The organism is Acidovorax sp. DW039 (assembly GCF_037101375.1).
In the GTDB taxonomy this organism is placed as follows: Bacteria; Pseudomonadota; Gammaproteobacteria; order Burkholderiales; family Burkholderiaceae_C; genus Acidovorax.
The window spans coordinates 1,218,788-1,240,631 of the sequence record NZ_AP029019.1; the positions used below are offsets into that span (position 1 = coordinate 1,218,788).

Below are 21,844 nucleotides of genomic sequence, written 5' to 3' on the forward strand. Positions count from 1 at the left end.
CCAAGGAGACAACCCATGAAACTTCCACATCTTCTGGGCCGCATTGCTGTTGCCGTTGGTGTTGCGCTGGGCAGCCTGGCTGCACAGGCCACCGAATTCCGCTCTTCGGATATCCACCCCGATGACTACCCCACCGTGCTGGCCGTGCGCCACATGAGCGAAGTGCTCTCCAAAGCCACAGGTGGCAAACACTCCATCAAGGTCTTCTCGAAGGGTGCTCTGGGTATCGAGAAGGACACCATCGAGCAGACCAAGCTGGGTGCCATTGCCATGACCCGCGTGAACGTGGCACCGATGAACAACATCTGTCCCGCCACCATGGTGCCCACCATGCCTTTCCTGTTCCGCGACAAGGAACACATGCGCAAGGTGCTGGACGGTGCGATTGGTGACGAGATTCTGAAAGACTGCGAATCGCAGGGCTTCGTGGGTCTGGCGTTCTATGACAGCGGTGCACGCTCCATCTACACCGCCAAAAAGCCCATCAAGACCCTGGCCGATGCCAAGGGGCTGAAGGTGCGCGTGCAGCAAAGCGATCTGTGGGTGTCCCTGCTTGAAGCCATGGGTGCCAACGCAACGCCCATGCCGTTCGGCGAGGTGTATACGGCTCTGAAGACCGGTCTGGTGGATGCTGCCGAAAACAACTACCCCAGCTACGAAAGCTCGCGCCACTTTGAAGTCGCCAAGTACTTCAACAAGACCGAGCATTCCATGGCACCCGAAATCCTGCTGTTCTCCAAGCGCGTGTGGGACAAGCTGAGTGCGGATGAGCAAAAGGCCATCCGCGCTGCTGCCAAAGAGTCGGTGGTCTACATGCGCAAGCTGTGGGACGAGCGCGAAGAGAAGTCGCTGGCCATCGTCAAGGCCGGTGGTGCTGAAATCATTGAAGTGGACAAGACTCCCTTCAAGGCAGCCATGAAGCCTGTGTACGACAAGTTCCTGAAGGACCCCAAGCTGCAGGACATGGTCAAGCGCATCGAGGCAGTGAAGTAATCGCCCCTTAAGGCATGTCAACAGGTCGTGGGCGATGAACCCGCGGCCCCTCCTGAAGTCATCCGTATGTTCAATCTCTACACGCGGCTGTGCGCCTTCATCGCACGCTCCTGCCTCATGGTGGGCGTCGCTGGCATGGTGCTGCTGGTCTTTGCCGTGCTTTACCAGGTCATCGGCCGCTACATCTTCAATGACACCCCTACCTGGGCTGAAAGCGGCGCCGTGCTGCTGGTGCTCTACGTCACCATGCTGGGCATGGCAGTGGGCGTGCGTGACGCAGGCCACATTGGCCTGGAGTCCTTCCTGGTGCTGGCCCCCGAGTGGCTGCGCCTGAAAATGGAAATCCTGATCCATGTGCTGGTGCTCATCTTCGGCGTGGTGATGGCCTGGAACTGCGGTGTGCTGGCCGAGTCGGTCATGGATTACAAGATTCCCACCCTGGGTATTTCCGAAGCGTTCAAGTACGTACCGCCTGCCTTTGCGGGGGTGCTGGTGTCGCTGTTTTCACTCGAACACATCATTGCCCTGGTGCGTGGCACAGAAGTCGAGCCCGCCTGGTATTGAGCCTTTCACTCTCAGACACCCACCGAGATTTTCATCATGGCTTTGACCATTCTGTGCGTGAGCTTCACGCTGCTTCTGCTGCTGGGCGTGCCCGTGGCTTTTTCCATCGGCCTGTCATCGCTGGCCACCATTCTTTATGAAGGCTTGCCCCTGGCGGTAGGCTTTCAGCAAATGATTTCGGGGATGAATCCGTTTTCGTTCCTGGCCATCCCGTTCTTCATTTTTGCCGGCGAAATCATGATGTACGGCGGCATTGCCGACCGCATCGTGGACTTTGCCAAGAGCCTTGCAGGCCACGTACGTGGCGGTCTGGGCATGAGCAACGTGCTGGCTTGCACGCTGTTCGGCGGAGTCTCCGGTTCTCCGGTGGCAGACGTGTCGGCCATGGGGGCGGTGCTGATCCCGCAAATGAAGAAAGAGGGCTACCACGCCGACTATGCGGTGAACGTGACCACGCACGCCTCGCTGGTAGGTGCGCTCATGCCCACTTCGCACAACCTCATCATCTTTGCGCTGGCGGCGGGTGGCAAGGTGAGCATTGCGGCTCTGATCCTTGCCGGTATCGTGCCTGCATTGCTGTTGACCATCTGTAATCTGGCTGCTGCGTACTTCGTGGCCGTCAAGCGCGGCTACCCCGCGGGCGAGTTCCCCGGCTGGGCCATCGTGTGGATGTCGTTCAAGGCCTCCGTGCCCGGTCTGGCGGTGGTGGTGATCATCATCGTCGGCATCTTGTCTGGCGCCTTCACTGCCACGGAATCCGCGTCTGTGGCAGTGGTCTGGGCCCTGTTCCTCTCGGCACTGGTATACCGCCGCCTGACCCGTGAGCAGTTCCTCAAGGCAGCTTCCAAGGCCGTGAAGACCACGGGCACCGTGCTGCTGCTGATTGGCATTTCCTCCATGTTCGGCTACCTCATCGGCCTGTACGGCGTGGCGGAGATGACTGCAGAGGCGCTGCGCTCCATGAGCACCACCCCCTGGGTCATCTTCCTGAGCGTGAACGTCATCCTGTTCATTCTGGGCACGTTCCTGGACATGGCTGCCACCATCCTGATCTGCACACCGATCTTCCTGCCCATCTGCCAGCAGTTTGGCATGACCACCGAGCAGTTCGGCATCGTCATGCTGATCAATTGCGCACTGGGTCTGAACACGCCTCCGGTGGGTACCACCCAGTTCATTGGCTGCACCATCGGTGGCATCTCGGTTGGCGCTGTGATGAAGACCATCTGGCCCTTCTATGGCGCGCTCATCGTGGCGCTGGCACTGGTCACCTATGTGCCTTCGTTCTCGATGTGGCTGCCCAACCTGATCCTGAAGACGGGTTGAGCGCTGACTGATGGAGGTACGCCAGCGGGCCTTGCCCTCTGGCTTTGCGGGCGGGTGCCTTGGGTACCCGCCCGTTTTTCCTTCTGCTGCCCTGCGCAGCTTTGTGTGACCAACGCAGCTTCTTGGAACGGATTCTCAGAAGGCTGCATTTGAAGAAAGGCTATTGCATGGGTTCTTCCCGCTTCTCAGACCGCAAAATCGTTGTAGCCCTTGCGCTGCTGTGCTGCCTGCTCTGGGGCAGTTCTTATCCGGCCATCAAGACGGGCTACGAGTGGTTTGGCATCGCTGCCCATGATGTGCCCACCAAGCTGGTGTTTGCGGGCTGGCGCTTTCTGTGGGCGGGGCTGGCCCTGCTGGCCCTGGCACTGGCCACGCGTCGCCCCGTTTGGGGGCTGGGGGCCGGGGCTGTGCGGCAACTGGTGGTGCTGGGGCTGGCGCAGACCACGCTGCAGTACGTGTTTTTCTACATTGGCCTGGCCTACACCACGGGGGTGAAGGGCTCCATCATGAATGCCACAGGCACTTTTTTTAGCGTGCTGCTGGCGCACTGGATCTATCACAACGACCGTCTGAGCCACGCCAAGATCTGGGGCTGTGTCGTGGGCTTTGCCGGGGTGATGGTGGTCAACCTGGGGCGGGGCACGCTTGACATGGACTTCACCCTGCTGGGCGAGGGCTTTGTGGTGATCGCCGCCTTTGTGCTGGCCGCGGCCAGCATCTACGGCAAGCAGGTGTCGCAGCGCATGGATTCGATGGTCATGACCGGCTGGCAGCTGGCCCTGGGCGGCGCGGCGCTGCTGGCCATTGGCTGGGGGTTGGGGGGCTCGCTCACCGGCTTCACCTGGCAATCCACCCTGCTGCTGGTGTACCTGGCGCTGTTGTCGTCAGCCGCGTTTTCGCTGTGGAGCCTGCTGCTCAAGCACAACCGGGTCAGCCAGATCACCGTGTTCAACTTCTCGGTGCCGGTGTTTGGCGCGGTGCTTTCAGCCATCTTTTTGGGCGAGGCGCTGCTGGAGTGGAAGAACCTGCTCGCCCTGGTGCTGGTGTGCTTAGGCATTTGGCTGGTCACGCGCGACGCCCCAGTCCCCAAGGCTGCAGCCTCCACCGCGCCAGCCAAATAAACTCGGGCACATGGCTTACACACTTTCACGCGACGCGTTTCAACAAGAGCTGCACGGCCAGCGCACCGACCTGTACACCCTGCGCGGTGCGGGCGGCCTGCAGGTGGCCGTCAGCAACTACGGCGCGCGCCTGGTGCAGCTGGCCGTACCCGACGGGCAAGGCGGCCTGGTGGATGTCACCCTCGGCTATCCCAGCCTGCAGGGCTATCTGGACGGGCAGCTTTCCATGGGGGCCTTCATTGGCCGCTGGGCGGGGCGCCTGCGCACCGGGCAATTGCGCATGCCCGGCGGTTGCACGCTGCAGTTGCCCACCAACAGCGGGCCGCACCACCACCACGGCGGGCCGCTGGGCTGCCGCTTTCAGGTGTTTGCCGTGCAGGCCGTGCAGCCCGATGCCATCACACTGACCCACACCTTCCGCACCGAAGATGACGGGGTGCCCGGCACCGTGCGGCTCACGCTGCACCTGCACGCAGCGCCAGACAATGCCTTGCACATGGCCTGGTCTGCCGAGGTGGCCGATGCTCCCTCCGTGTTCAACCCCACGGGCCACGCATTCTTCAACTTGGCTGGGGTGGGCAGCACCCATGGCCACACGCTGCAGGTGCCAGCAAGCCGCTACGTGCCGCTGGCTGCCGATGTGTGCCCGCTGGGCACGCTGGAATCTGTGGCCGATACGCCCTTTGATTTTCGCCAACCCCGCAGCGTGGGCGACGCCGCAGCCCAGCCGCATGAGCAACTGGCGCGTGCAGGCGGTCTGGACCACTACCTGGTGCTGGACGATGCGCCGCAGTCCTCACAAGCCTGGGGTGCGGCTCCGGCCTCACCCGTCACGCCTGCGGGCCTGCGCCCCGTGGCGCAGCTGGCCGACCCTGCCAGTGGCCGCAGCATGCAGGTGTGGAGCACAGCCCCCGGTGTGCAGGTGTATGCAGGGCATGGCCTCAAGGCCGACCCGGTACGCGACTTGGGGCGCGCCAGCCAGGGGCAGGGCGACTGGTTGTGGCAGCCTGGCGACGGCATTTGCCTGGAGCCCATGGAATACCCAGACGCCCCCAACCACCCCGCGTTTCCCGTGCGCTGGTGGCTGCCGGGCGAAGTGGTGCGCGGGGCCATCGTGTACCGGTTTGGTGTCTGAGAACCTGTTCAAAATCTCTTGAGTAGCAGAGTCAATAACGCCAAGTGGATCAACTGCAAGCTGGTGTTCAGCAGCCTCTCGCAGTTCTTCCACAATCACCTGTTCTTATCCAGCTAGGCAAAGCTGCGCTCGACCACCCAACTCTGGGGCATCGTCTTGAACGTGTGAAGCTCGCAGCGTTTGGCAATCTGTACGCTCACATGTGCACTCAGAATGTCTTTAATGCCTTGGGCGAACGGCTTGCCCACATAACTGCTGTCACAAAGCAGTCCTTTCACACGGCTCAAGCTACCTTCGCAGCGCTTGAGGGCCTGCAACACTCCTTTGCGGTCCGTCACCTCGGCGGTGGTAACCGCGATAGCATGTGGCGGCCCCTGCGTGTCCACTGCAATGTGACGCTTGATGCCCGAGACCTTCTTGCCTGCGTCATAGTCCTTCAAGGCCGCTGTGTCAGTGTTCTTCACGCTCTGCGCGTCCACAATCAAGAACTCGCTTGAGACGTTGCGCACCAGTCTCTCTCGGGTCGCGCCAACCTTATTTTTTAAGGCCTGCTCCAGCAGGCTGCTGCCCTCACGCGGCTCACTCCAGATCGCAAAGTGCGCATGCACCGTACGCCACTTGGGAAAGTCACTTGGCAGCGCCCTCTACTGGTAACCGGTGCGCAGCAAATACAGCACCGCACAAAACACCTCGTACAGATCAACACTGCGCGGGTGGGTTGCTTTGCGAGCACTCTGCAGCAAAGGGCGGATGAGTTCGAACTGCTCTGGGCTGATGTCGCTGGGGTACTTGGCTCTCATGGGCGCAGCAGCATAGCTGCAGTCACACCTCAGGCAAAGAATTTGACAGGCTCTTAAATAGGGTACGTCGCGTGACTCAAGCACTCACATGGGCTGCCACCCACACCCGCCAATTGAGGCTGCATTGATGCAGTGGCAAATAGTACTTCATGTGCACGATACGCACAGAATAAATTGTTGACGAATTGTTAAACGTTGGTTGATAATAGCGAAGTACGACTATTTGTACATTTCTAAAATGGGAGAATTCATGAGTACTAAGTTTTTGGCGAAGGCTGTTGCTTTCGGTGCCCTTACTCTGGGCTTAGGTTTGACGCAGGCCCAAGCGGCGAACTGCACGATTTACTTTTCTGGCTCTCCCACCGGAAGCATTCCAGCTTCCACGACCCTCGTGGTAATCGGACCTTACACAACGAGTTGCACGGGCAGTCATACGGGCTCGTTGACGAATCTTTCAAACGCATCGCTGGATGCAAGGATCGAACGTAATGTAAATGGTTCTTGGAAGGATGTAGGTGGCGCAATACTTTCAGCTCTGGATCAACCGCCAGGCACCTATCGCTATGTCATCGTGAACTCACGCGGTGGCAATGGGAACTACAAACTAAAGTACAGCCATCCATAAAAAAAGGGAGCAAATGCTCCCTTTTTTATATTTCATTTTGGTTTGATAAAGCAAAAAATTCTAGCTTTTTGTTTAGTCAAGCGCTCTCACATGATAGTCTCTTCCAGCCATTGCCGACGGGCCTATAGCAATATTCGCTACCAAAATTTCCTCAAGCATTCTTATTAAATTGGTAGCCTTTTTTGAATCCAGTAGATTTTATGCGTTAATTCATCTCCGATGAGAAGAAACGCATTTTTATCATCAATGTTCCCGGTCTCGGCAAGCGTGGGTACGAAAAAAGCTAATTCTTTTGATGGTATATTCTTAAAATCGTAACTCGCCAAGGAATTCCACACGGTTTCTGGCTTTTCACATCGATAGCTTCACTTGCAAGCATCACCGCCTCAGGCAAAATTTCGCTTTAATCCCACCAAAAATCAAGATTTCTTGTTGACCTGACATTGGCAGCCGCTCCACTGGTTCGATATTTATCTGCAGAGACTAATGGTGTAAGATTTTCTGAAAATGATGATGAAGAAGAAATATTTAAGCTCATTTCGCACCACTACTGTTAATTGATGACATAGTAGTTATCGGCAACGCAAGTCTGAAATTTATAAAAATTGTTAACAAGCATCAATTCAGGCATACTAGGAAAAAAACGATTGCTATCCAAAGGAATGGCAGGCGTGATTTTAATCATTTTCCTCACATGCATAGCCAGAACGGCTCCCGCACAGCATACCGTGATCTCTCTAAAGCTTTCTGAAGCAATAAAAGAGTCACTGACGAATAACGATAGTATTTTATTATCGCGTCTGGAAAAAACCAGTGAAAGTGCAGATCTTAAATTAGCCCACAGAAAATTTACCCCACTTCTTTCTGTTGATGCTGGAATATATAAAAACTCGATAGAAAATGTGGCTAATTTTTCAAAATCGATTGGCCCAAAAGTAACTTGGACACTTCCGACTGGCGCGTCAATAACTTACGCCTGGGAATTAAATGATGCTGGTAATGGGTCAAAAAATTACGCAAACGATATGCTTTCCATATCTCAGCCACTTTTGCGAGGAGCCGGATTTTCAAACTCGTACGCCAGCGTAAAGATAGCTGAAAATCAAAATCAAATACTTCAATTGCAAAGAAAAAATTTGATATCCTCAAAAATAACGGACGTTATTTTTTTCTATAGAAACCTTCAAAAAGCAAAGCAAGCAAGAATAATTGCAGAACAAAGCTTAAAAAGAGCCAAAGAGTTCTTGAAAATTACTAGAGAACTAATTGATGCGGGCCGAATACCAGAGAGTGAGTATTTAAGTGTTGATTTCGACTTATCTAGTCAAGAACAATCTCTCGACCAAGCACTTTTAGCAGAGTTTGTTGCCTCTAGTGAACTTTCAGCTCTTTGGATGGCAATTCCTACAAGTGCCCAGTTTGATCCAGTCGATGAAATCCAGGCCATACCAGTCAGACTAGGAAAAATTGAGGAAATTATTAGCACTGGTCTCTCAAGAAATCCTGATTATCAAGCAATGCTTTTACAGACAGAGCAGAGTGAAATTGCCAAGCGGCTTGCTAAAGATGCTCAGTTGCCAGAAATTTCGCTTCAAATTAATTCTACCCGATACAAATCACCATTAAATTCAAGGCAAGATAAATCAGTGGGGTTAGTTCTTCAAATCCCTATAAATGATTTTTCCACAGAGCGTGCGGCCGTGCAAGCAGATGTGAAACTGCAAAAATCGCTCGTTGAATTAAAAGCGTCGGAACTACGCATAGCACGAAGCATTGTTTCCATTGTTAGAAATATTGAAATATTAGAAAGGCAAATATTGATATCCGAACGAAGGATAGTTTTGTCCAAAAAGAAAATAGAAATAGAGCTAGAGAAATTCAAGGCTGGTCGTTCTTCTAATTTTCAACTTTTGTCCTATCAAGAAGAACTAAGACTAGCAGAACTTTCCAGCATCGACACAAAGATTAATTATCTTAACTACTTAACCATACTGGACAACCAGCTTGGAACCACGCTAGAAACTTGGGGAATAAGTGTCGAAAATTAAACCAATAGTGCTCGCAGGCATTGTAATATTGGTTGCAACAATATTTGCATCAAATTATTTATTTGGTGCACTACGCAAAGTTGAAACCATACAAGGCGAAACAACAATAATTAAAATTGGAAGTACCAACCAGTCATTTGAATTCTCCGGTAAATTGATATCTGGAAATATCACCGATGTAACCGCTCCTTTTGATGCATATATAAAAGCAAAGAACTTTCGCTTCGGCGAAAAAAAGGGGCCAGGGGAGGTACTTGTTGAGCTGTCGCTAACAGAGTTAGACGATCAAATAAAGCTTGCCAAAGCAAATCTACTAAAATCAAAAAAAGAGTTGGATGAAATCAGGAACTGGAAAGATGGCATTGATGCCAGTCGCATGCGTAGCACAATTTCTATTTTACAAAGAGCCCAAAAGAAGGGAGAAGAAAAGTTACTCGAAAGCCAAAGGTTATTTGATTTGGGTATTATTCCGAGAAATGAACTGGAAGAAATATATAATCAAAATCAGCAGATAAGAGATCAATTGGATTCTGCAAATTATGATCTGAGCTACAACTTGCAGAAAAGTAAAGGAGTTGATGCTGCATTGGCTGAGACAAACTTTACATTAGCCAAAATCAAAGTTGATGAACTAAATGAATTAGCATCTCAACAAAAAATTACATCACATAGTAATGTATTAATTGGAGAAATCCCTAACAAACCAGGGGAATCCTTCAACGTCGAAGTTGGGCGATTTGTAAAAAGAGGTGAGTCTCTTTTCCGACTACATAGTCTTGATGGATTAGAGATACGAGGTTTCGTTGCTGAAGATGAACATCAGAAGATTCAGATTGGTCAGCCGGCGAATGTTAAGTTCATTTCTACGACAAAGAAAACCTATTCTGGAATTGTTTCTTCGTTTTCAAGATTACCATCAGGTGACACTGCTCACAGCGAGGAAGCCAATAGGTACGAAATAAGAATTAAACTAGAAAATTTTTCTGATGAGATTCCTCAAGGCGCATCAGCCTTAGTTCATATCCTGCTAGAAAAAAACAAAACAGGTCTAGTTTTACCAATCAAGTTTATTCAAAATGAATACTCTGGGGAAATGTCAATAACATATGTGACTAAAATAAAAGCAGATGGGGGCGAAGAAAAAATTTTTATTAAAGCCAAGACTATTGACACTGAGATGGCGGAAGTTATTGGTGATTTAAAAGAAGGCGATAAAATAATTCATAAAAAATTTGATTATTAGATCTCTCTTATTAGGCCTTCTGATAGAACGATTTTTCTCCCTCCTCTATCAAACAAATTTTTATCATGCGTGACCATCACCAATGCCACTCCATTGGAGCTTACAACTTTTTCGATTATTTTTATAACGTCCTGAGTTGCTTCAGCGTCCAAATTTCCCGTGGGTTCATCTGCCAATACCATCTTGGGGCGACCTGCTATAGCTCTTGCTATCGCAACCCTTTGTTGTTGTCCACCTGAAAGTTGGTGTGGAAAGCAATCCGTTTTGGAAAATAGGTTCAATTCACTCATTAAGCATTTGGCACGCTCTGTTGCCTCATTTCTGTTCCACCCCCTATAAATCAATGGCATCATCACGTTTTCTAGTGCTGTTCTATTGCTCACAAGGCAAAATGATTGGAAAATAAATCCAATCTTTTCTCCTCTGAGTACCGAAAGTTCCGCTGTATTTTTTTGGAAAATATTTTCACCATCGAGAAAATAATTCCCTTCATCTGGATAATCTAGCATTCCTATAATATTGAGTAATGTACTTTTTCCGCATCCTGAAACTCCCGTGATTGCTACGTAATCACTAGGTTTGATTTGAAAATCAATGCCGCTTAGTATTGAATTTTTTTGACTGCCGTGTGTCTTTACAACACCCTGGAGTTCGACCAGTGAACTTCTGGAATCTCTATAATCTTCATTTATATATTTGGAACGCATGATATTTAGATATTTCCTTGGAATTTTTTACATTGCGCATGACGCGTATTTGACATTCAAGCGATCACCAGCCAGAGCTTTAATTCCTACAGTCGGCATTGTCCTTGGTGTGGCTATTACTTCATTATCTATAAACTTAGGCAACTCGTCTTGGGCCTACGCTAAAGAGCAGCATCAAAAATTGCATCCGAATGTTTGGCTAATTCGACTTCAAGCGCCAACTAACTCTGGTTTTAAAAGATTAAAATTAGAAGATTTTCAAAAATTACCCCAGCTACTTTCAAACGTAGAATTGACGTCAGAGATAATTTTTGAAAATTCTCAAGTTTTTAATTTGGCGGATAACCAGTCTTATAATATTGTAAATGCATCCCCCTCTTTCAATAGGATAGTTGCTCTCGATGTCTCATTTGGTAGGATGCTTACAGACCTTGATCTCAATACAGGGGCAATTGTGATTGGCTCAACGATTGCAAAAAAGATCAACTACCCACACGATAGTTCTATACAAACGCTAAATATAGGATCAAAATTTTATAGGATTGTTGGAATTGCAAAGAATATTAATTATCCTCAAGTTTTGCCGTTCGATATTTCTAGTAGCATATTCACCTATCAATCAATTAGCCACTTTAAAAATCCTATGGGTTTTGATATGGCGCTAGTAAAAACATCAGCCAATTCAACAAATGAAACTTCAGAATATGCTAAGAAAATAATCAGAAGTTTGGGCTACACTCCTGATCCAGCAATAATAAGACCAACTCAATTAACAGAACTCATTTCTTCACAGGCTAGACTGATAGCAAAATTTCTCATGTTTGGTGCAATTTCCACAATTGTCTTGGGTGCAATTAATATTGCCAGTACCCTGTTACTTACAACTCGTGAAAGGTCACGTGAAATTGGTATTCGTCTTGCCGTAGGCGGAAAGCCTTCAGATGTCACAATGCTTTTCTTATTTGAGATATTTTTTGCAACTTTTACTGGCAGCATATTTGGAACTTTTCTAGGCTTCACAATTTCGCTGTCTGTTGAATTATTCATTGGACTCCCTATTTCCATATCTTTTTCTGCGGCGTTAATTAGTATTGTTTCAACAATATGCACAGGCCTTGCATTCGGAATTTATCCAGCCGTCAAGGCCTCACGGCTCAATCCGATAAATGCAATCAATTTTGTTAATTAACTGTCAAGATCATCTAGACTTGCGTGCATGTAGAAATTCAAATCCGTCATTAAGATTTTTGACCCGCGCGATCGTACTTTCGATTTTGCCAAAACCACGACATTGGTGCTTGAGGATATGTTTTTCGGATTCTGAGCTGATCCAGGCATCCAACGACTTTTGACCCACGCTCTTTTCCTCTGTCCGAAAAAACTGCTGGTTGAAGGCCAATAGCTCTCACGCACGCGCAATAGGCACATCCTCCCAGCGAATCGTGTATTGCGGTGCACGCCCTCCTGCTTCATGCCCCAGCTATTGACTTAGCATGCAGTCCCCGCGCTGCTGCAATGCACCGAGCCTTTGCCATGGCGCTGATTGAGCGCATCCAATGCCGTCATCAATCGGGATCTGTCTCCGATTACTCCACCTCACATGACTGGAGATCCAAAAGCATTCCCCCGGCCTTTGCGATAGCAAAGCCAAGCTCACAGATGCTGGTGGTGCTGGGGCAAGGCCAAGGAGCAGTTCTTTCCGAACACGCCGAGCGCGGTGCCGGCTCATGCGCGCAGGACTATGACGACATGGTGTTCATCCCCTACCAGGCGGGCCGCGCCCGCGTGTACCGCGCCCAGACGCAGCCCGACTACACCGTGGTGGCCGCAGCATCGGTGGCCCAGGTGCAGGCGGCCGAGCAGGCCATGCGCGCCTTGCTGCTGCAGCGCCACGGGCGCGAGGACTTCGCCATTGGCAACCCCGCAGCCAAGCTGCAGGCCGAGGCGCAGACGCGCAACGCGATGACGCTGATGCTGGGGCTGATTGCCGCCGTCTCGCTCGTGGTGGGGGGCATTGGCGTGATGAACGTGATGCTGATGACGGTGCGCGAACGCACCCGCGAAATCGGCATCCGCATGGCCACGGGCGCGCGCCAGGGCGACATCCTGCGGCAGTTTTTGACCGAGGCAGTGCTTGTGACGCTGGTGGGCGGCGCGTCGGGCGTGGTCATCGGGCTGGTGGTGGGCGCTGCGCTCATGGTGGCGGGCGTGCCTGCCATCTTCTCCGTGACGGCCATGGCGGGCGCATTTGCGTGTGCGGTGGGCACAGGCCTTGTGTTTGGCTACATGCCTGCGCGGCGCGCTGCGCAGCTCGATCCTGTGGTGGCCCTGGCTTCTGAATGAGGCCTCTGTGTGGGGGGGGAGCCACTCTAAGTTTCGTCTAAGTCTGCGTCCCCACACTGCCTTCCATCGCAACCCGACAGGAAAGGCAGACCATGAACTCCCTTCTCGCAACCCCCCGCAGACTCATCCTGGCCCTGGTGGCCGCAGGCGCATTGGGCGGCGCAGGTGCCGGGCTGGTGGTGGGGCGGCAGGCCAGCGCTCAGGCATCGGGGCTGCAGGCTGCGCCCCTGGTGGCGCAGGCCACCTCGCCCGCAGGCACTGTGGCGCTGCCCAGCTTTGCCCAGATCACGGCGCAAAACGGTGCAGCGGTGGTCAATATCAGCGTCACCGGCACCACCAAGGCAGGGCAAGCCGCAGACGATGATGACGACGATGAACAACCCACGGCCCGCCAGCAGCGTGGCCCGCAGCTGGACCCGGACGACCCCTTCTATGAATTCTTCCGCCAGTTCGGCTTTCCGGGCGCAGGCGCGCAGGCCCAGCGCAGCGTGCCCACCCACGGGCTGGGCTCGGGGTTCATCGTCAGCCCTGACGGGCTGGTGTTGACCAATGCCCATGTGGTCAAGGGTGCCAGCGAGGTCGTCGTCAAGCTCACCGATCGGCGCGAGTTCCGGGCCAAGGTGCTGGGTGCCGATGCCAAGACCGATGTGGCGGTGCTCAAGATTGACGCCAAGAACCTGCCCACCGTACGCCTGGGCAGCACGCGCGACCTGCAGGTGGGCGAATGGGTGCTGGCCATTGGCTCGCCCTTTGGCTTTGAGAACAGCGTGACCGCAGGCGTGGTCAGCGCCAAGGGCCGATCGCTGCCTGACGACAGCCTGGTGCCCTTCATCCAGACCGACGTGGCGGTCAACCCCGGCAACTCGGGCGGGCCGCTGTTCAACGCACGCGGCGAGGTGGTGGGCATCAACTCGCAGATCTACAGCCGCTCGGGGGGCTACCAGGGTGTGTCGTTCGCCATCCCCATCGAGCTGGCCGCCAAGATCAAGGACCAGATTGTGGCCACCGGCCAGGCGCGCCATGCTCAGCTGGGCGTGGCGGTGCAGGAAGTGAACCAGGCCTTTGCCGAGTCCTTCCAGCTCGACAAGCCCGAGGGCGCACTGGTCGCCAGCGTGACGCCGGGCGGCCCTGCTGACAAGGCGGGCCTCAAGGCGGGCGACGTGATTCGGCAGGTGGATGGGCAGGCCATCGTGGCCTCAGGCGACCTGCCCGCCTGGGTGGGGCAGGCCCTGCCCGGCCAAAGCGCCCGCCTGACGGTGTGGCGCCAGGGCAAGCCGCTGGAGCTGACCGCCACGCTGGGCGATGCGGGCGACAAGGGCAAGAAGGTGGCCAGCAGCAAGGAAGCCGTGGCCAAGGGCCAGCTGGGGCTATACCTGCGCCCGCTGGAGCCCGCGGAACGCCGCCAGGCCGGTGTGGCCGAAGGGCTGGTGATTGAGCAGGCCCGTGGCCCTGCCGCTGCCGCCGGGGTGCAACCGGGCGATGTGCTGCTGTCCGTCAACGGCCAGCCCGCGCGTGACATTGACCAGGTGCGTAGCGCCGTGGCCAAGGCGGGCAAGTCGGTGGCGCTGCTGATTGAGCGCGACGGCAACAAGATCTTTGTGCCGGTGCGGCTGGGCTGACCTGCCACGACAGCCAGTAGACATGCAGCGGACATGCAGCAGACAGGCTGGGGCGAAAGCCCTTGGCCTGACCTTTCGCGCCCCCGATCGTTCGCGACCCTGATCCGTTCGGGCTGAGCTTGTCGAAGCCAGGGCACAGACCATTCACCTCCACCGTTCGCTATGCTTGCCCACCATGCGATTGCTGCTTGTTGAAGACGACCCCATGATAGGCGAAGCCGTGCAGGACCTGCTGCGCGCCGAGCACTATGCGGTGGACTGGGCCCGCGATGGCGATGCGGCAGACGCTGCATTGCGCACGCAGCCCTACGACCTCGTCCTGCTCGACCTGGGCCTGCCCAAACGTGATGGCCTGGCGGTGCTGCGCGACCTGCGCACCCGCAAAGACCGCACCCCCGTGCTGGTGGCCACAGCCCGCGACGCCGTGGCCCAGCGCATCGAAGGGCTGGACGCCGGGGCGGACGACTACGTGCTCAAACCCTACGACCTGGACGAGCTGCTGGCCCGCATCCGCGCCCTGCTGCGCCGCGCTGCGGGCCGTGCCGAGCCCGTGTATGAGCACCAGGGCGTGTGCATCAACCCCGCCACACGCGAGGTGACGGTGCGCGGCACGCCGGTGGTGCTGTCGGGGCGTGAATGGGCGGTGCTGGAGCCGCTCATCGCCCGCCCCGGCATGGTGCTGTCGCGCCAGCAGCTCGAAGACAAGCTCTACGGCTGGGGTGACGAGGTGAGCAGCAACGCGGTGGAGGTCTATATCCACGGCCTGCGCAAGAAGCTGGGGGCCGAACTGGTCCTCAACGTGCGCGGCGTCGGCTATCTGGTGCCGAAGATGTGATGGGCAAGCTCTTCAACGCTTTGCGGGGCTTGCTACCGCGTTCCCTGCGCATGCAGTTGCTGGTGTTCCTGCTCGCCGCCATCGTGCTGGCAGGGGCGGTACAGGGGGCGCTGGCTTATCGGGCGGCGCTGGCCGAGGCCGATGCGCTGTTTGACTACCACATGCAGCAAACCGCGCTGGCGTTGCGATCTGGCCTGCCGGTGGACGCCCAAGGCCTGGGCCCCGGCCTGGAGCCGGAAGATGAAAACCACGAATTCATCGTGCAGGTGTGGACCAACGAAGGTCTGCGCATTTTTGAATCGGCCGTAGGGGCCGCGCTGCCGCAGATTGCGGTGCTGGGGTTTACCAATGTGCAGGCGCGCGGCGGCACCTACCGTGTGTTCTCGATGCAGACGCGCTCACAGGTCATCCAGGTGGCGCAGAACATGGCAGCGCGGCGCGACATGGCCCGCAGCCTGGCGCTGCGCACGCTGGCACCACTGACGCTGATGGCCCCGCTGCTGGTGCTGGCCGTGTGGTGGGGCGTGAGCCGCTCTCTCGCCCCCGTGGAGCGCGTGCGCCGCCAGCTGGCAAGCCGCCAGGCGGATGACCTCTCGCCCGTGAACGACGCCCAGCTGCCTGACGAGGTGCAGCCCCTGGTGGGTGAGCTGAACCTACTGTTTGAGCGCGTGCAGCGTGCCTTTGAGGCCCAGCAGCACTTTGTGGCCGATGCCGCGCACGAACTGCGCTCCCCCTTGGCCGCGCTGCGCCTGCAGCTGCAGGGCTTGCAGCGCGCGGGTGACGAAGCCGGGCGCGCCGCCGCCATTGAGCGCCTGTCCGCAGGCATCGACCGGGCCACGCGCCTGGTGGAGCAGCTGCTGACGCTGGCCCGGCAGGAGGCCAGTGCCGCTCCTGCCGAGCCGGTGGAGCTGCGCGCTGTGGCCCAGCTCGCGCTGGCCGACGTGGCCCCCGCAGCCCAGGCGCGGAACATGGACGTGGGGCTTCTGGAATCGCAGGCCGCCACCGTGCCTGGCAACGCCGAAGCGCTGCGCATGCTGGTGCGCAACCTGCTCGACAACGCCATCAAATACACCCCGCAGGGCGGGCAGGTGGATGTGCAGGTGACGGTACAGCAGGGCCACGCCACCCTCACGGTGGAGGACAGCGGCCCCGGCATCGCCCCAGAGCACCGCGAGCGTGCCATGCAGCGGTTTGTGCGCGCGACCGATGGTGGTGCACACGCTGGTGCAGAAGGTGGCGCCTGTGCAGTGCAGGGCAGCGGTCTCGGTCTGGCCATTGTTCAGGCCATTGCCCAGTCGCACCAGGCCACGGTGCAGCTGGGACAGTCCGCCAGGCTGGGGGGCTTGCAGGTGGTGGTGCAATTTGCTATCAATTAAATAGCTGATTGCGCTGATTGGATAAGCGCTAGAAGCGTTTTTCCATCGAATTTAGGGCGCGTTGCAGGGCTCGTCTCAGGGCGTTGAGCGCGAAAGTCGCCTGTCTGCCAGACGGCCCTTGCCGCTGCCCTCACAATGGCACTTCTTCAGGCAGTGGTGCGAGTAATCCCAAAAGCCCAGGCAACTCTTTTGCCGGGCGCGATGCTTGCATCCCCAGCCAATATCTCTTTGAACAGGTTCTGCCAACCTGTTGATCTGGACGGGAGTCCTTCACCATGCACTACATCGTTTTCGGCGCAGGCGCCATTGGCTGCTATGTGGGTGGGCGGTTGGCTGCCCAGGGGCACGCGGTGACGCTGGTGGGGCGTTGTCACACCCTCGGGCCCATTGCTGCGCAGGGTTTGCGTGTGACGGATCTGGAAGGCTACGACCACACCGTTCCGCCCACGGCCCTGTATCTGTGCGCCACGCTGGCCGAGGCACTGGAGCTGGCACACAAGGCGGGCGGTGACTGCACGGTGCTGCTGTGCGTCAAAAGCGGTGCCACGGCGGCTGCGGCGCACGATTTGGCAGCACAGTGCCCCCCAGGCACCACCGTGATTTCTCTGCAGAACGGGGTGGACAACGTGGCGCAGCTGCAGGCGGCTGCCCCGCAACTGCAGGTGCTGGCGGGCATGGTGCCCTACAACGTGGTGCTGCGCGGCACGCATGTGCACCGGGCCACCTCGGGCCTGCTGCACCTGCAGCACCATCCGACCACGCTGCATCTTGCCCCGGTATGGGGCGCATCGGGCCTGCCTTTGGTGCTGTCGCACGACATGCGTGCAGTGCAGTGGGGCAAGTTGCTGCTCAACCTGAACAACCCGGTCAATGCCCTGTGCGGCATGCCCCTGCGCCAGCAGTTGCTGGACCGGGACTGCCGCTACGTCTTGGCCGCGCTGCAGACCGAGGCGCTGCGCGCCCTGAGCAAGGCGGGCATCCGCCCGGCCCAGGTGGCCACGGTACCCGCAGCGTGGCTGCCCCATGTCATGCGTCTGCCCACCTGGCTGTTTGCCCGGTTGGCCCAGCGCATGCTGCGCATGGATGCGCAGGCGCGCTCGTCCATGTGGGACGACCTGGAAGCCGGGCGCGTGACAGAGATCGATGCGCTTTGCGGCGCCGTGGTGCGATTGGCAGCACAGCAGGGCGTGGCCGCGCCGCTGAATGCGCGCATGTGTGAATTGCTCTCGGGGCCGCGCCAGCGTCTCAGCGGGGCAGCACTGCGTCAACTCTTGAACCTCTGAACACTGCGTTCACGACGCTGCGGTAGGTGGGGCGGGCCATCCGGCCCCTCAGGCCAGCGGCCTGAGCCCGGCTAGAGGGACCCGCAAGCCCGACTTGAGGCAGCCCAGCGCCACCGAGGTGCGGAACCTGCGTACATTGTCATCCCCGTCAAACAGCCGCTGCGTCAGCGCCTCGTAGTCGGCCATGGAAGCCACGTTCACCACCAGCAGGTAGTCCGCCTCGCCCGTCACGCTGTAGCACTGCTGCACGGCTTCCTCAGCGGCGATACGCGCCCGCAGCGGGGCCGTGCGGTCGGGGCGTTCGTTTTCCAGATGCACCTCCAGCACGATGGTCAGCGGGATGCCCATCTTGACCGGGTCCAGCACCGCCACATTGGCGCGGATCACCCCGCTTTCCCTCAGGCGTTGAATGCGCCGCTGCACGGCAGGGGCTGACAGGTTGACCGCCTGGGCAATCACACGCTGGGGCGTGGTGTTGTCGGCCTGCAGGATGTCCAGAATGGCCAGGTCAAAGCGGTCAAGCGGGGCGGCTGGGGTGGTCATGGGCTTCCTGTGAATGGCAGGCAGTGGGGGCATGCGTGAGCGAAAGTTGCGTCAAGCGCCCTGAAACAGAGCAAAAAGTACGGGGTGGACGCACTACATTTTTGCGCATGAGTGCATCCCGTCTTCAACGTTTCATTCCCTTCCTCGCTGTTCTGGGTTCCGTCACGGCTCTGGGCATTGGTACATCGTGGGCCAAGCAGGCGCTGTTTCCGGTGGTGGGGGCCCAAGGCACCACCGCCGTGCGGGTGGGATTGTCTGCCTTGCTGATGCTGTTGCTGTGGCGCCCCTGGCGCTGGCGTCTGTCGGGGACGGATGCCAAGGCCCTGGCCCTGTACGGCGTAGCGCTGGGGGCCATGAACCTCATGTTCTACATGTCGCTGCGCACCCTGCCGTTTGGTCTGGCTGTGGCCATCGAATTCGCCGGGCCGCTGGCCGTGGCTATCTGGTCCTCGCGCCGGGCGGTGGACTTTGTGTGGGTGGCGCTGGCCATTGCGGGGCTGGGTCTGCTCTTGCCGCTTGGCTTGGGCGGTACACCGCTGGACCCCGTGGGCATTCTCTACTCCGTGGGGGCGGCCGTCTTCTGGGCGCTTTACATCATTTATGGCAAGCGCGTGGGGCATCTGCATGCCGGGCAGTCGGTGGCTCTGGGCTTACTGGTGGCTGCCATGGTGGTGGTGCCCGTGGGCGTGGCGCATTCCGGTGCGGCGCTGCTGGCTCCTTCTGTGCTGCTGGTGGGCGTGGCCGTGGCCGCCATCTCCAGCGCCTTGCCCATCACCCTGGAGATGATGGCTTTGAAGCGCCTGCCCAAAGAGGCCTTCGGCATCATGATCAGCATGGAGCCCGCCGTGGCCGCGCTGCTGGCCGTGCCTCTGCTGGGGGAGCACCTCACAGCAGTGCAATGGCTGGCCATCACCTGCATCGTGGGGGCATCCATGGGCAGCGCTGCAACAGCGGGGCGGCCGGCCCCGGCAGCGGCGGCACCTTCTGCGGCGTGATGCATTTTGAACCGGTGCCAAGTTCGCGGGGGCGGTCAGTCGGCGTAGCACGACCAATGTCGGTGCGCGCTGACGTGCGCTGCACCCCAGGCTCTACAGAATGCAGATTTGCCGACGACGGCACGGTGGCCGCAGTGCAGCAGGCCACGGCCCAGAAACAGGAGCCCAGCCATGCCCATTCCCCCTCCATCCCAGCCCCAGGTTGATGAGGCTGAGCGCAAGATCAGTGGCATTCTGGAAGAACTGGAGGCGTCCACAGACACTGAGGTGCAGCGCATCGCCCTGGAAGACGTGGTGGATACCGACCCAGCCAGCGGACGCCCTGCGGTGAAGCAATCCGTAGAAATCACCGTGACCCCCAAGCCACGCCGCAAGTGGCTGCGATGACCGGTCCATGTGGGGTAAAGAAGCGGTTGCTATATTTTGTATAGCTGCCTGCGCTTGTTGGATAAGCGTTGGAGCGCTGTTTTCACCTCGGGAAGTGGTCCCCTCGACAGGAATCGAACCTGTATCTAGCGCTTAGGAGGCACTCGTTCTATCCATTGAACTACGAAGAGGGTCTAAAAAAGCCTTTTAAAATCAATGACTTGCAATTGATTTTGTCATTGAATTGGCTTCAAATTGAGCGTTCGGTGATACGCGCTTCCCATTGTATCAATGGGAAGCACGCAGATCTTGAGCCATAGGCGCCGAACTGGCTCGTACGCTCGTTACCCTGTTCCGATATATGGAAGCTGTTCTGAGTGCCCGTCTTCGGCCAAAAGCAGACGTTCGGAAGTAGCCGATTTTTGCCAATGTTTGCTGCGAGGAGGAAACGACAGCAATGACTGAAGAAGAAAGCAACCAATTCCAGATATGGCTTATGGACATGGACGAGGCCATCGAGCGCTTTCAGCGACTACTGCCAAGTGAACTGCAGGGACAGCTCGACTATTCACCGGAATCTTTGGGAGTCGTCGAGTCTTTTGGCCTTGCAAAGTATTCGACTGTGGGGCAAGCCCTGGAGCAAAGCGAGGCCGCAATTGTCGACGGCATGGCCCGACACGTCGGCGAGGTATTCCGGCGGCGGCTAGGAGGCAAGTGGGTCATTGACTATTCGGATAAAAATAACGTCTTCTACGCCCTGCCTCAGCTAGTCGGGATGGCTGGGCAGAAAACTCAATGTTGCCCGCTGACGCTTGTCACAGCTTCGCTAGACAGGCGTACCGGAAGATTTATTCGACTTGTCTTCGATAACTATCTGCGGAATGCTGTTTAAGTAACGGGCTAGCGAAGGCTGCTTTGAAGCTGGGTTAGAGACTGCTTTGGGCCCGGAGCCGTCGTTCAGAAGCGTCACCCAGAAGCTGCCTTTGACTTGCTGCACGCTACTGTTGGAAATCCCGGTGTCTGCCTACGGCAAGCTATAGTTTGTCGAGCTGACGCGCACCGGGTTTTGCGGAATTTTTATACCTGGACGTCTAAACAGGCCATCCCTTGCCAAGCCATGCAGCAAGCCGCCTACAGGAGAAATTCGTGTCCAGAATATCCCGCACGGTCCAGTTTATCCCGCAGGTTTTGCGGTCTAAGTTACGTTGGGCGCTAGATCGGAGAGTTAAATGAGCCGAGACACAATTCCAGCCGATGTAAAGCGCGCCGTTCTCGTGGAAGCGGGGCACCGCTGTGCAATTCCGACATGCCGTGCGACTACCACTGAAATCGCGCACATCGTTCCTTGGGCTGACACACAAGACAATTCTTTTGAGAATTTAATTGCTCTTTGTCCGAACTGTCACACCCGCTTCGACCAGAAAAAAGAGATCGATCGGCTGGCAGTAAAGATGTACAAACATAACCTAGGCATCTTGAACAACCGATACGGCGAGTTCGAGCGAAGGCTCTTCGAACTGCTTGCAAAGTCGGGGGAGCGCGTCTTCGTACTGGGAGCCGCGGGCGATCTACTCGTCGCAAATGCCGTCAAAGATGGTTTCTTTGAGGACAAGCACGTTCAGGGTATGAGCTTCGACATCAAGGGTGACAGTGGTTACTCGAAGAGCTTCCCCATGACTTTTACCTACTGGGTAACAGATGCGGGAGTTGAGTTCATCAAGCGGTTTGCCAGCGGGGCTGACATTGCTTAGTTGCGCGCCCAACACTAAGCAGCAGCCGACGTTGAGCGTCCGCTTTCACCGGCCACTACCGACTGCTCGTGGCCGTTGCTGCCCGATGCGGCGGGTATCCATGGGCAGGACTGCCGCTAATCGTATCTATGCTGACGCTCCATTGATCGTACGTAGATACAAAAGTGATAC

General features: G+C 56.4%; 19 protein-coding genes, 1 tRNA gene and 2 pseudogenes. 18 read left to right on the top strand and 4 right to left on the bottom strand.

The window, feature by feature from the left end; translation table 11 throughout:
- Positions 1–15: 15 nt before the first annotated feature.
- From AACH87_RS05450 to AACH87_RS05470, 5 genes are all read left to right on the top strand, one after another.
- Positions 16–993 (top strand): TRAP transporter substrate-binding protein, encoded by a 978-nt coding sequence (locus AACH87_RS05450; RefSeq protein WP_338797744.1) that lies wholly within the window; start codon positions 16–18, stop codon positions 991–993.
- A gap of 66 nt (positions 994–1,059) precedes the next feature.
- Positions 1,060–1,557, top strand: a complete 498-nt coding sequence (locus AACH87_RS05455; RefSeq protein ID WP_338797745.1) for a TRAP transporter small permease — start codon at positions 1,060–1,062, stop codon at positions 1,555–1,557.
- 36 nt (positions 1,558–1,593) lie between these two features.
- Positions 1,594–2,883: a TRAP transporter large permease gene (locus AACH87_RS05460; RefSeq protein WP_338797746.1), complete on the top strand. Its 1,290-nt coding sequence runs from the start codon at positions 1,594–1,596 to the stop codon at positions 2,881–2,883.
- Between the two features lie 167 nt (positions 2,884–3,050).
- A complete protein-coding gene (locus AACH87_RS05465; RefSeq protein WP_338797747.1) occupies positions 3,051–4,004 on the top strand; it encodes a DMT family transporter in 954 nt (317 codons plus the stop codon).
- 10 nt (positions 4,005–4,014) lie between these two features.
- The gene (locus tag AACH87_RS05470; RefSeq protein ID WP_338797748.1) at positions 4,015–5,139 is read left to right on the top strand and encodes an aldose epimerase family protein; all 1,125 of its coding nucleotides are present in this window, start codon (positions 4,015–4,017) and stop codon (positions 5,137–5,139) included.
- 8 nt (positions 5,140–5,147) lie between these two features.
- Here AACH87_RS05470 and AACH87_RS05475 read toward each other — a convergent pair.
- Positions 5,148–5,939 (bottom strand): annotated as a pseudogene (locus tag AACH87_RS05475) (IS5 family transposase).
- Between the two features lie 250 nt (positions 5,940–6,189).
- On the opposite strand from AACH87_RS05475, the gene AACH87_RS05480 reads away from it, so the two are divergent.
- The 3 genes from AACH87_RS05480 to AACH87_RS05490 all read left to right on the top strand — a co-directional run bounded on the left by AACH87_RS05480 (position 6,190) and on the right by AACH87_RS05490 (position 9,855).
- The gene (locus AACH87_RS05480) at positions 6,190–6,564 is read left to right on the top strand and encodes a hypothetical protein (protein ID WP_338797749.1); all 375 of its coding nucleotides are present in this window, start codon (positions 6,190–6,192) and stop codon (positions 6,562–6,564) included.
- A 671-nt stretch (positions 6,565–7,235) separates the two neighbouring features.
- Positions 7,236–8,612, top strand: coding sequence for a TolC family protein (locus tag AACH87_RS05485; RefSeq protein WP_338797750.1), 1,377 nt, complete (start codon positions 7,236–7,238; stop codon positions 8,610–8,612).
- Entirely contained in the window at positions 8,599–9,855 is a 1,257-nt protein-coding gene (locus tag AACH87_RS05490; protein ID WP_338797751.1) for an HlyD family efflux transporter periplasmic adaptor subunit, read from the top strand. Before AACH87_RS05485 ends, AACH87_RS05490 begins: the two co-directional genes overlap by 14 nt.
- Here the strand turns inward: AACH87_RS05490 and AACH87_RS05495 are convergent.
- Positions 9,852–10,562 (bottom strand): ABC transporter ATP-binding protein, encoded by a 711-nt coding sequence (locus tag AACH87_RS05495; RefSeq protein ID WP_338797752.1) that lies wholly within the window; start codon positions 10,560–10,562, stop codon positions 9,852–9,854. The genes AACH87_RS05490 and AACH87_RS05495 overlap by 4 nt on opposite strands.
- Before the next feature lie 49 nt (positions 10,563–10,611).
- Here AACH87_RS05495 and AACH87_RS05500 point away from each other — a divergent pair, with 49 nt between their 5' ends.
- The 6 genes and pseudogenes from AACH87_RS05500 (at position 10,612) to AACH87_RS05525 (ending at position 18,018) form a co-directional block, all read left to right on the top strand.
- Complete coding sequence (locus AACH87_RS05500) at positions 10,612–11,751, top strand: ABC transporter permease (protein WP_338797753.1); 1,140 nt, start codon at positions 10,612–10,614, stop codon at positions 11,749–11,751.
- 518 nt (positions 11,752–12,269) lie between these two features.
- A pseudogene (locus AACH87_RS05505) lies at positions 12,270–12,905 on the top strand (FtsX-like permease family protein); the annotation flags it as partial.
- A gap of 92 nt (positions 12,906–12,997) precedes the next feature.
- Positions 12,998–14,524 carry a DegQ family serine endoprotease gene (locus tag AACH87_RS05510; protein WP_338797754.1) on the top strand — a complete coding sequence of 509 codons (1,527 nt, stop codon included), beginning with the start codon at positions 12,998–13,000 and terminating at the stop codon, positions 14,522–14,524.
- Positions 14,525–14,699: 175 nt separating this feature from the next.
- Positions 14,700–15,359 carry a response regulator transcription factor gene (locus AACH87_RS05515; RefSeq protein WP_338797755.1) on the top strand — a complete coding sequence of 220 codons (660 nt, stop codon included), beginning with the start codon at positions 14,700–14,702 and terminating at the stop codon, positions 15,357–15,359.
- Positions 15,359–16,735 (top strand): ATP-binding protein, encoded by a 1,377-nt coding sequence (locus tag AACH87_RS05520; RefSeq protein WP_338797756.1) that lies wholly within the window; start codon positions 15,359–15,361, stop codon positions 16,733–16,735. Before AACH87_RS05515 ends, AACH87_RS05520 begins: the two co-directional genes overlap by 1 nt.
- Before the next feature lie 275 nt (positions 16,736–17,010).
- Positions 17,011–18,018 (top strand): 2-dehydropantoate 2-reductase, encoded by a 1,008-nt coding sequence (locus AACH87_RS05525; protein WP_338797757.1) that lies wholly within the window; start codon positions 17,011–17,013, stop codon positions 18,016–18,018.
- Positions 18,019–18,066: 48 nt separating this feature from the next.
- Here the strand turns inward: AACH87_RS05525 and AACH87_RS05530 are convergent, their stop codons facing one another.
- Positions 18,067–18,561, bottom strand: a complete 495-nt coding sequence (locus AACH87_RS05530; RefSeq protein ID WP_338797758.1) for an Lrp/AsnC family transcriptional regulator — start codon at positions 18,559–18,561, stop codon at positions 18,067–18,069.
- A 107-nt stretch (positions 18,562–18,668) separates the two neighbouring features.
- Here AACH87_RS05530 and AACH87_RS05535 point away from each other — a divergent pair, with 107 nt between their 5' ends.
- Positions 18,669–19,556, top strand: a complete 888-nt coding sequence (locus AACH87_RS05535; protein ID WP_338797760.1) for an EamA family transporter — start codon at positions 18,669–18,671, stop codon at positions 19,554–19,556.
- A 171-nt stretch (positions 19,557–19,727) separates the two neighbouring features.
- Complete coding sequence (locus AACH87_RS05540; RefSeq protein WP_338797761.1) at positions 19,728–19,943, top strand: hypothetical protein; 216 nt, start codon at positions 19,728–19,730, stop codon at positions 19,941–19,943.
- A gap of 95 nt (positions 19,944–20,038) precedes the next feature.
- Here the strand turns inward: AACH87_RS05540 and AACH87_RS05545 are convergent.
- Positions 20,039–20,113 (bottom strand) — tRNA-Arg (locus tag AACH87_RS05545).
- A gap of 266 nt (positions 20,114–20,379) precedes the next feature.
- Between AACH87_RS05545 and AACH87_RS05550 the strand changes: the two genes are divergently transcribed.
- A complete protein-coding gene (locus AACH87_RS05550; protein WP_338797762.1) occupies positions 20,380–20,814 on the top strand; it encodes a hypothetical protein in 435 nt (144 codons plus the stop codon).
- A gap of 337 nt (positions 20,815–21,151) precedes the next feature.
- Positions 21,152–21,673, top strand: a complete 522-nt coding sequence (locus AACH87_RS05555; protein WP_338797763.1) for an HNH endonuclease signature motif containing protein — start codon at positions 21,152–21,154, stop codon at positions 21,671–21,673.
- The last annotated feature ends 171 nt before the right edge of the window (positions 21,674–21,844 follow it).

What these genes read in the sequence shown, in the direction of transcription:
- AACH87_RS05470 (WP_338797748.1), top strand. Translation starts at nt 4,015, where the DNA reads ATGGCTTACACACTTTCACGCGACGCGTTTCAACAAGAGCTGCACGGC.
- AACH87_RS05450 (WP_338797744.1), top strand. Translation starts at nt 16, where the DNA reads ATGAAACTTCCACATCTTCTGGGCCGCATTGCTGTTGCCGTTGGTGTT.
- AACH87_RS05550 (WP_338797762.1), top strand. Translation starts at nt 20,380, where the DNA reads ATGACTGAAGAAGAAAGCAACCAATTCCAGATATGGCTTATGGACATG.
- AACH87_RS05540 (WP_338797761.1), top strand. Translation starts at nt 19,728, where the DNA reads ATGCCCATTCCCCCTCCATCCCAGCCCCAGGTTGATGAGGCTGAGCGC.
- AACH87_RS05455 (WP_338797745.1), top strand. Translation starts at nt 1,060, where the DNA reads ATGTTCAATCTCTACACGCGGCTGTGCGCCTTCATCGCACGCTCCTGC.
- AACH87_RS05530 (WP_338797758.1), bottom strand. Translation starts at nt 18,561, where the DNA reads ATGACCACCCCAGCCGCCCCGCTTGACCGCTTTGACCTGGCCATTCTG.
- AACH87_RS05480 (WP_338797749.1), top strand. Translation starts at nt 6,190, where the DNA reads ATGAGTACTAAGTTTTTGGCGAAGGCTGTTGCTTTCGGTGCCCTTACT.
- AACH87_RS05510 (WP_338797754.1), top strand. Translation starts at nt 12,998, where the DNA reads ATGAACTCCCTTCTCGCAACCCCCCGCAGACTCATCCTGGCCCTGGTG.
- AACH87_RS05460 (WP_338797746.1), top strand. Translation starts at nt 1,594, where the DNA reads ATGGCTTTGACCATTCTGTGCGTGAGCTTCACGCTGCTTCTGCTGCTG.
- AACH87_RS05515 (WP_338797755.1), top strand. Translation starts at nt 14,700, where the DNA reads ATGCGATTGCTGCTTGTTGAAGACGACCCCATGATAGGCGAAGCCGTG.
- AACH87_RS05555 (WP_338797763.1), top strand. Translation starts at nt 21,152, where the DNA reads ATGAGCCGAGACACAATTCCAGCCGATGTAAAGCGCGCCGTTCTCGTG.
- AACH87_RS05495 (WP_338797752.1), bottom strand. Translation starts at nt 10,562, where the DNA reads ATGCGTTCCAAATATATAAATGAAGATTATAGAGATTCCAGAAGTTCA.
- AACH87_RS05520 (WP_338797756.1), top strand. Translation starts at nt 15,359, where the DNA reads ATGGGCAAGCTCTTCAACGCTTTGCGGGGCTTGCTACCGCGTTCCCTG.
- AACH87_RS05535 (WP_338797760.1), top strand. Translation starts at nt 18,669, where the DNA reads ATGAGTGCATCCCGTCTTCAACGTTTCATTCCCTTCCTCGCTGTTCTG.
- AACH87_RS05525 (WP_338797757.1), top strand. Translation starts at nt 17,011, where the DNA reads ATGCACTACATCGTTTTCGGCGCAGGCGCCATTGGCTGCTATGTGGGT.
- AACH87_RS05465 (WP_338797747.1), top strand. Translation starts at nt 3,051, where the DNA reads ATGGGTTCTTCCCGCTTCTCAGACCGCAAAATCGTTGTAGCCCTTGCG.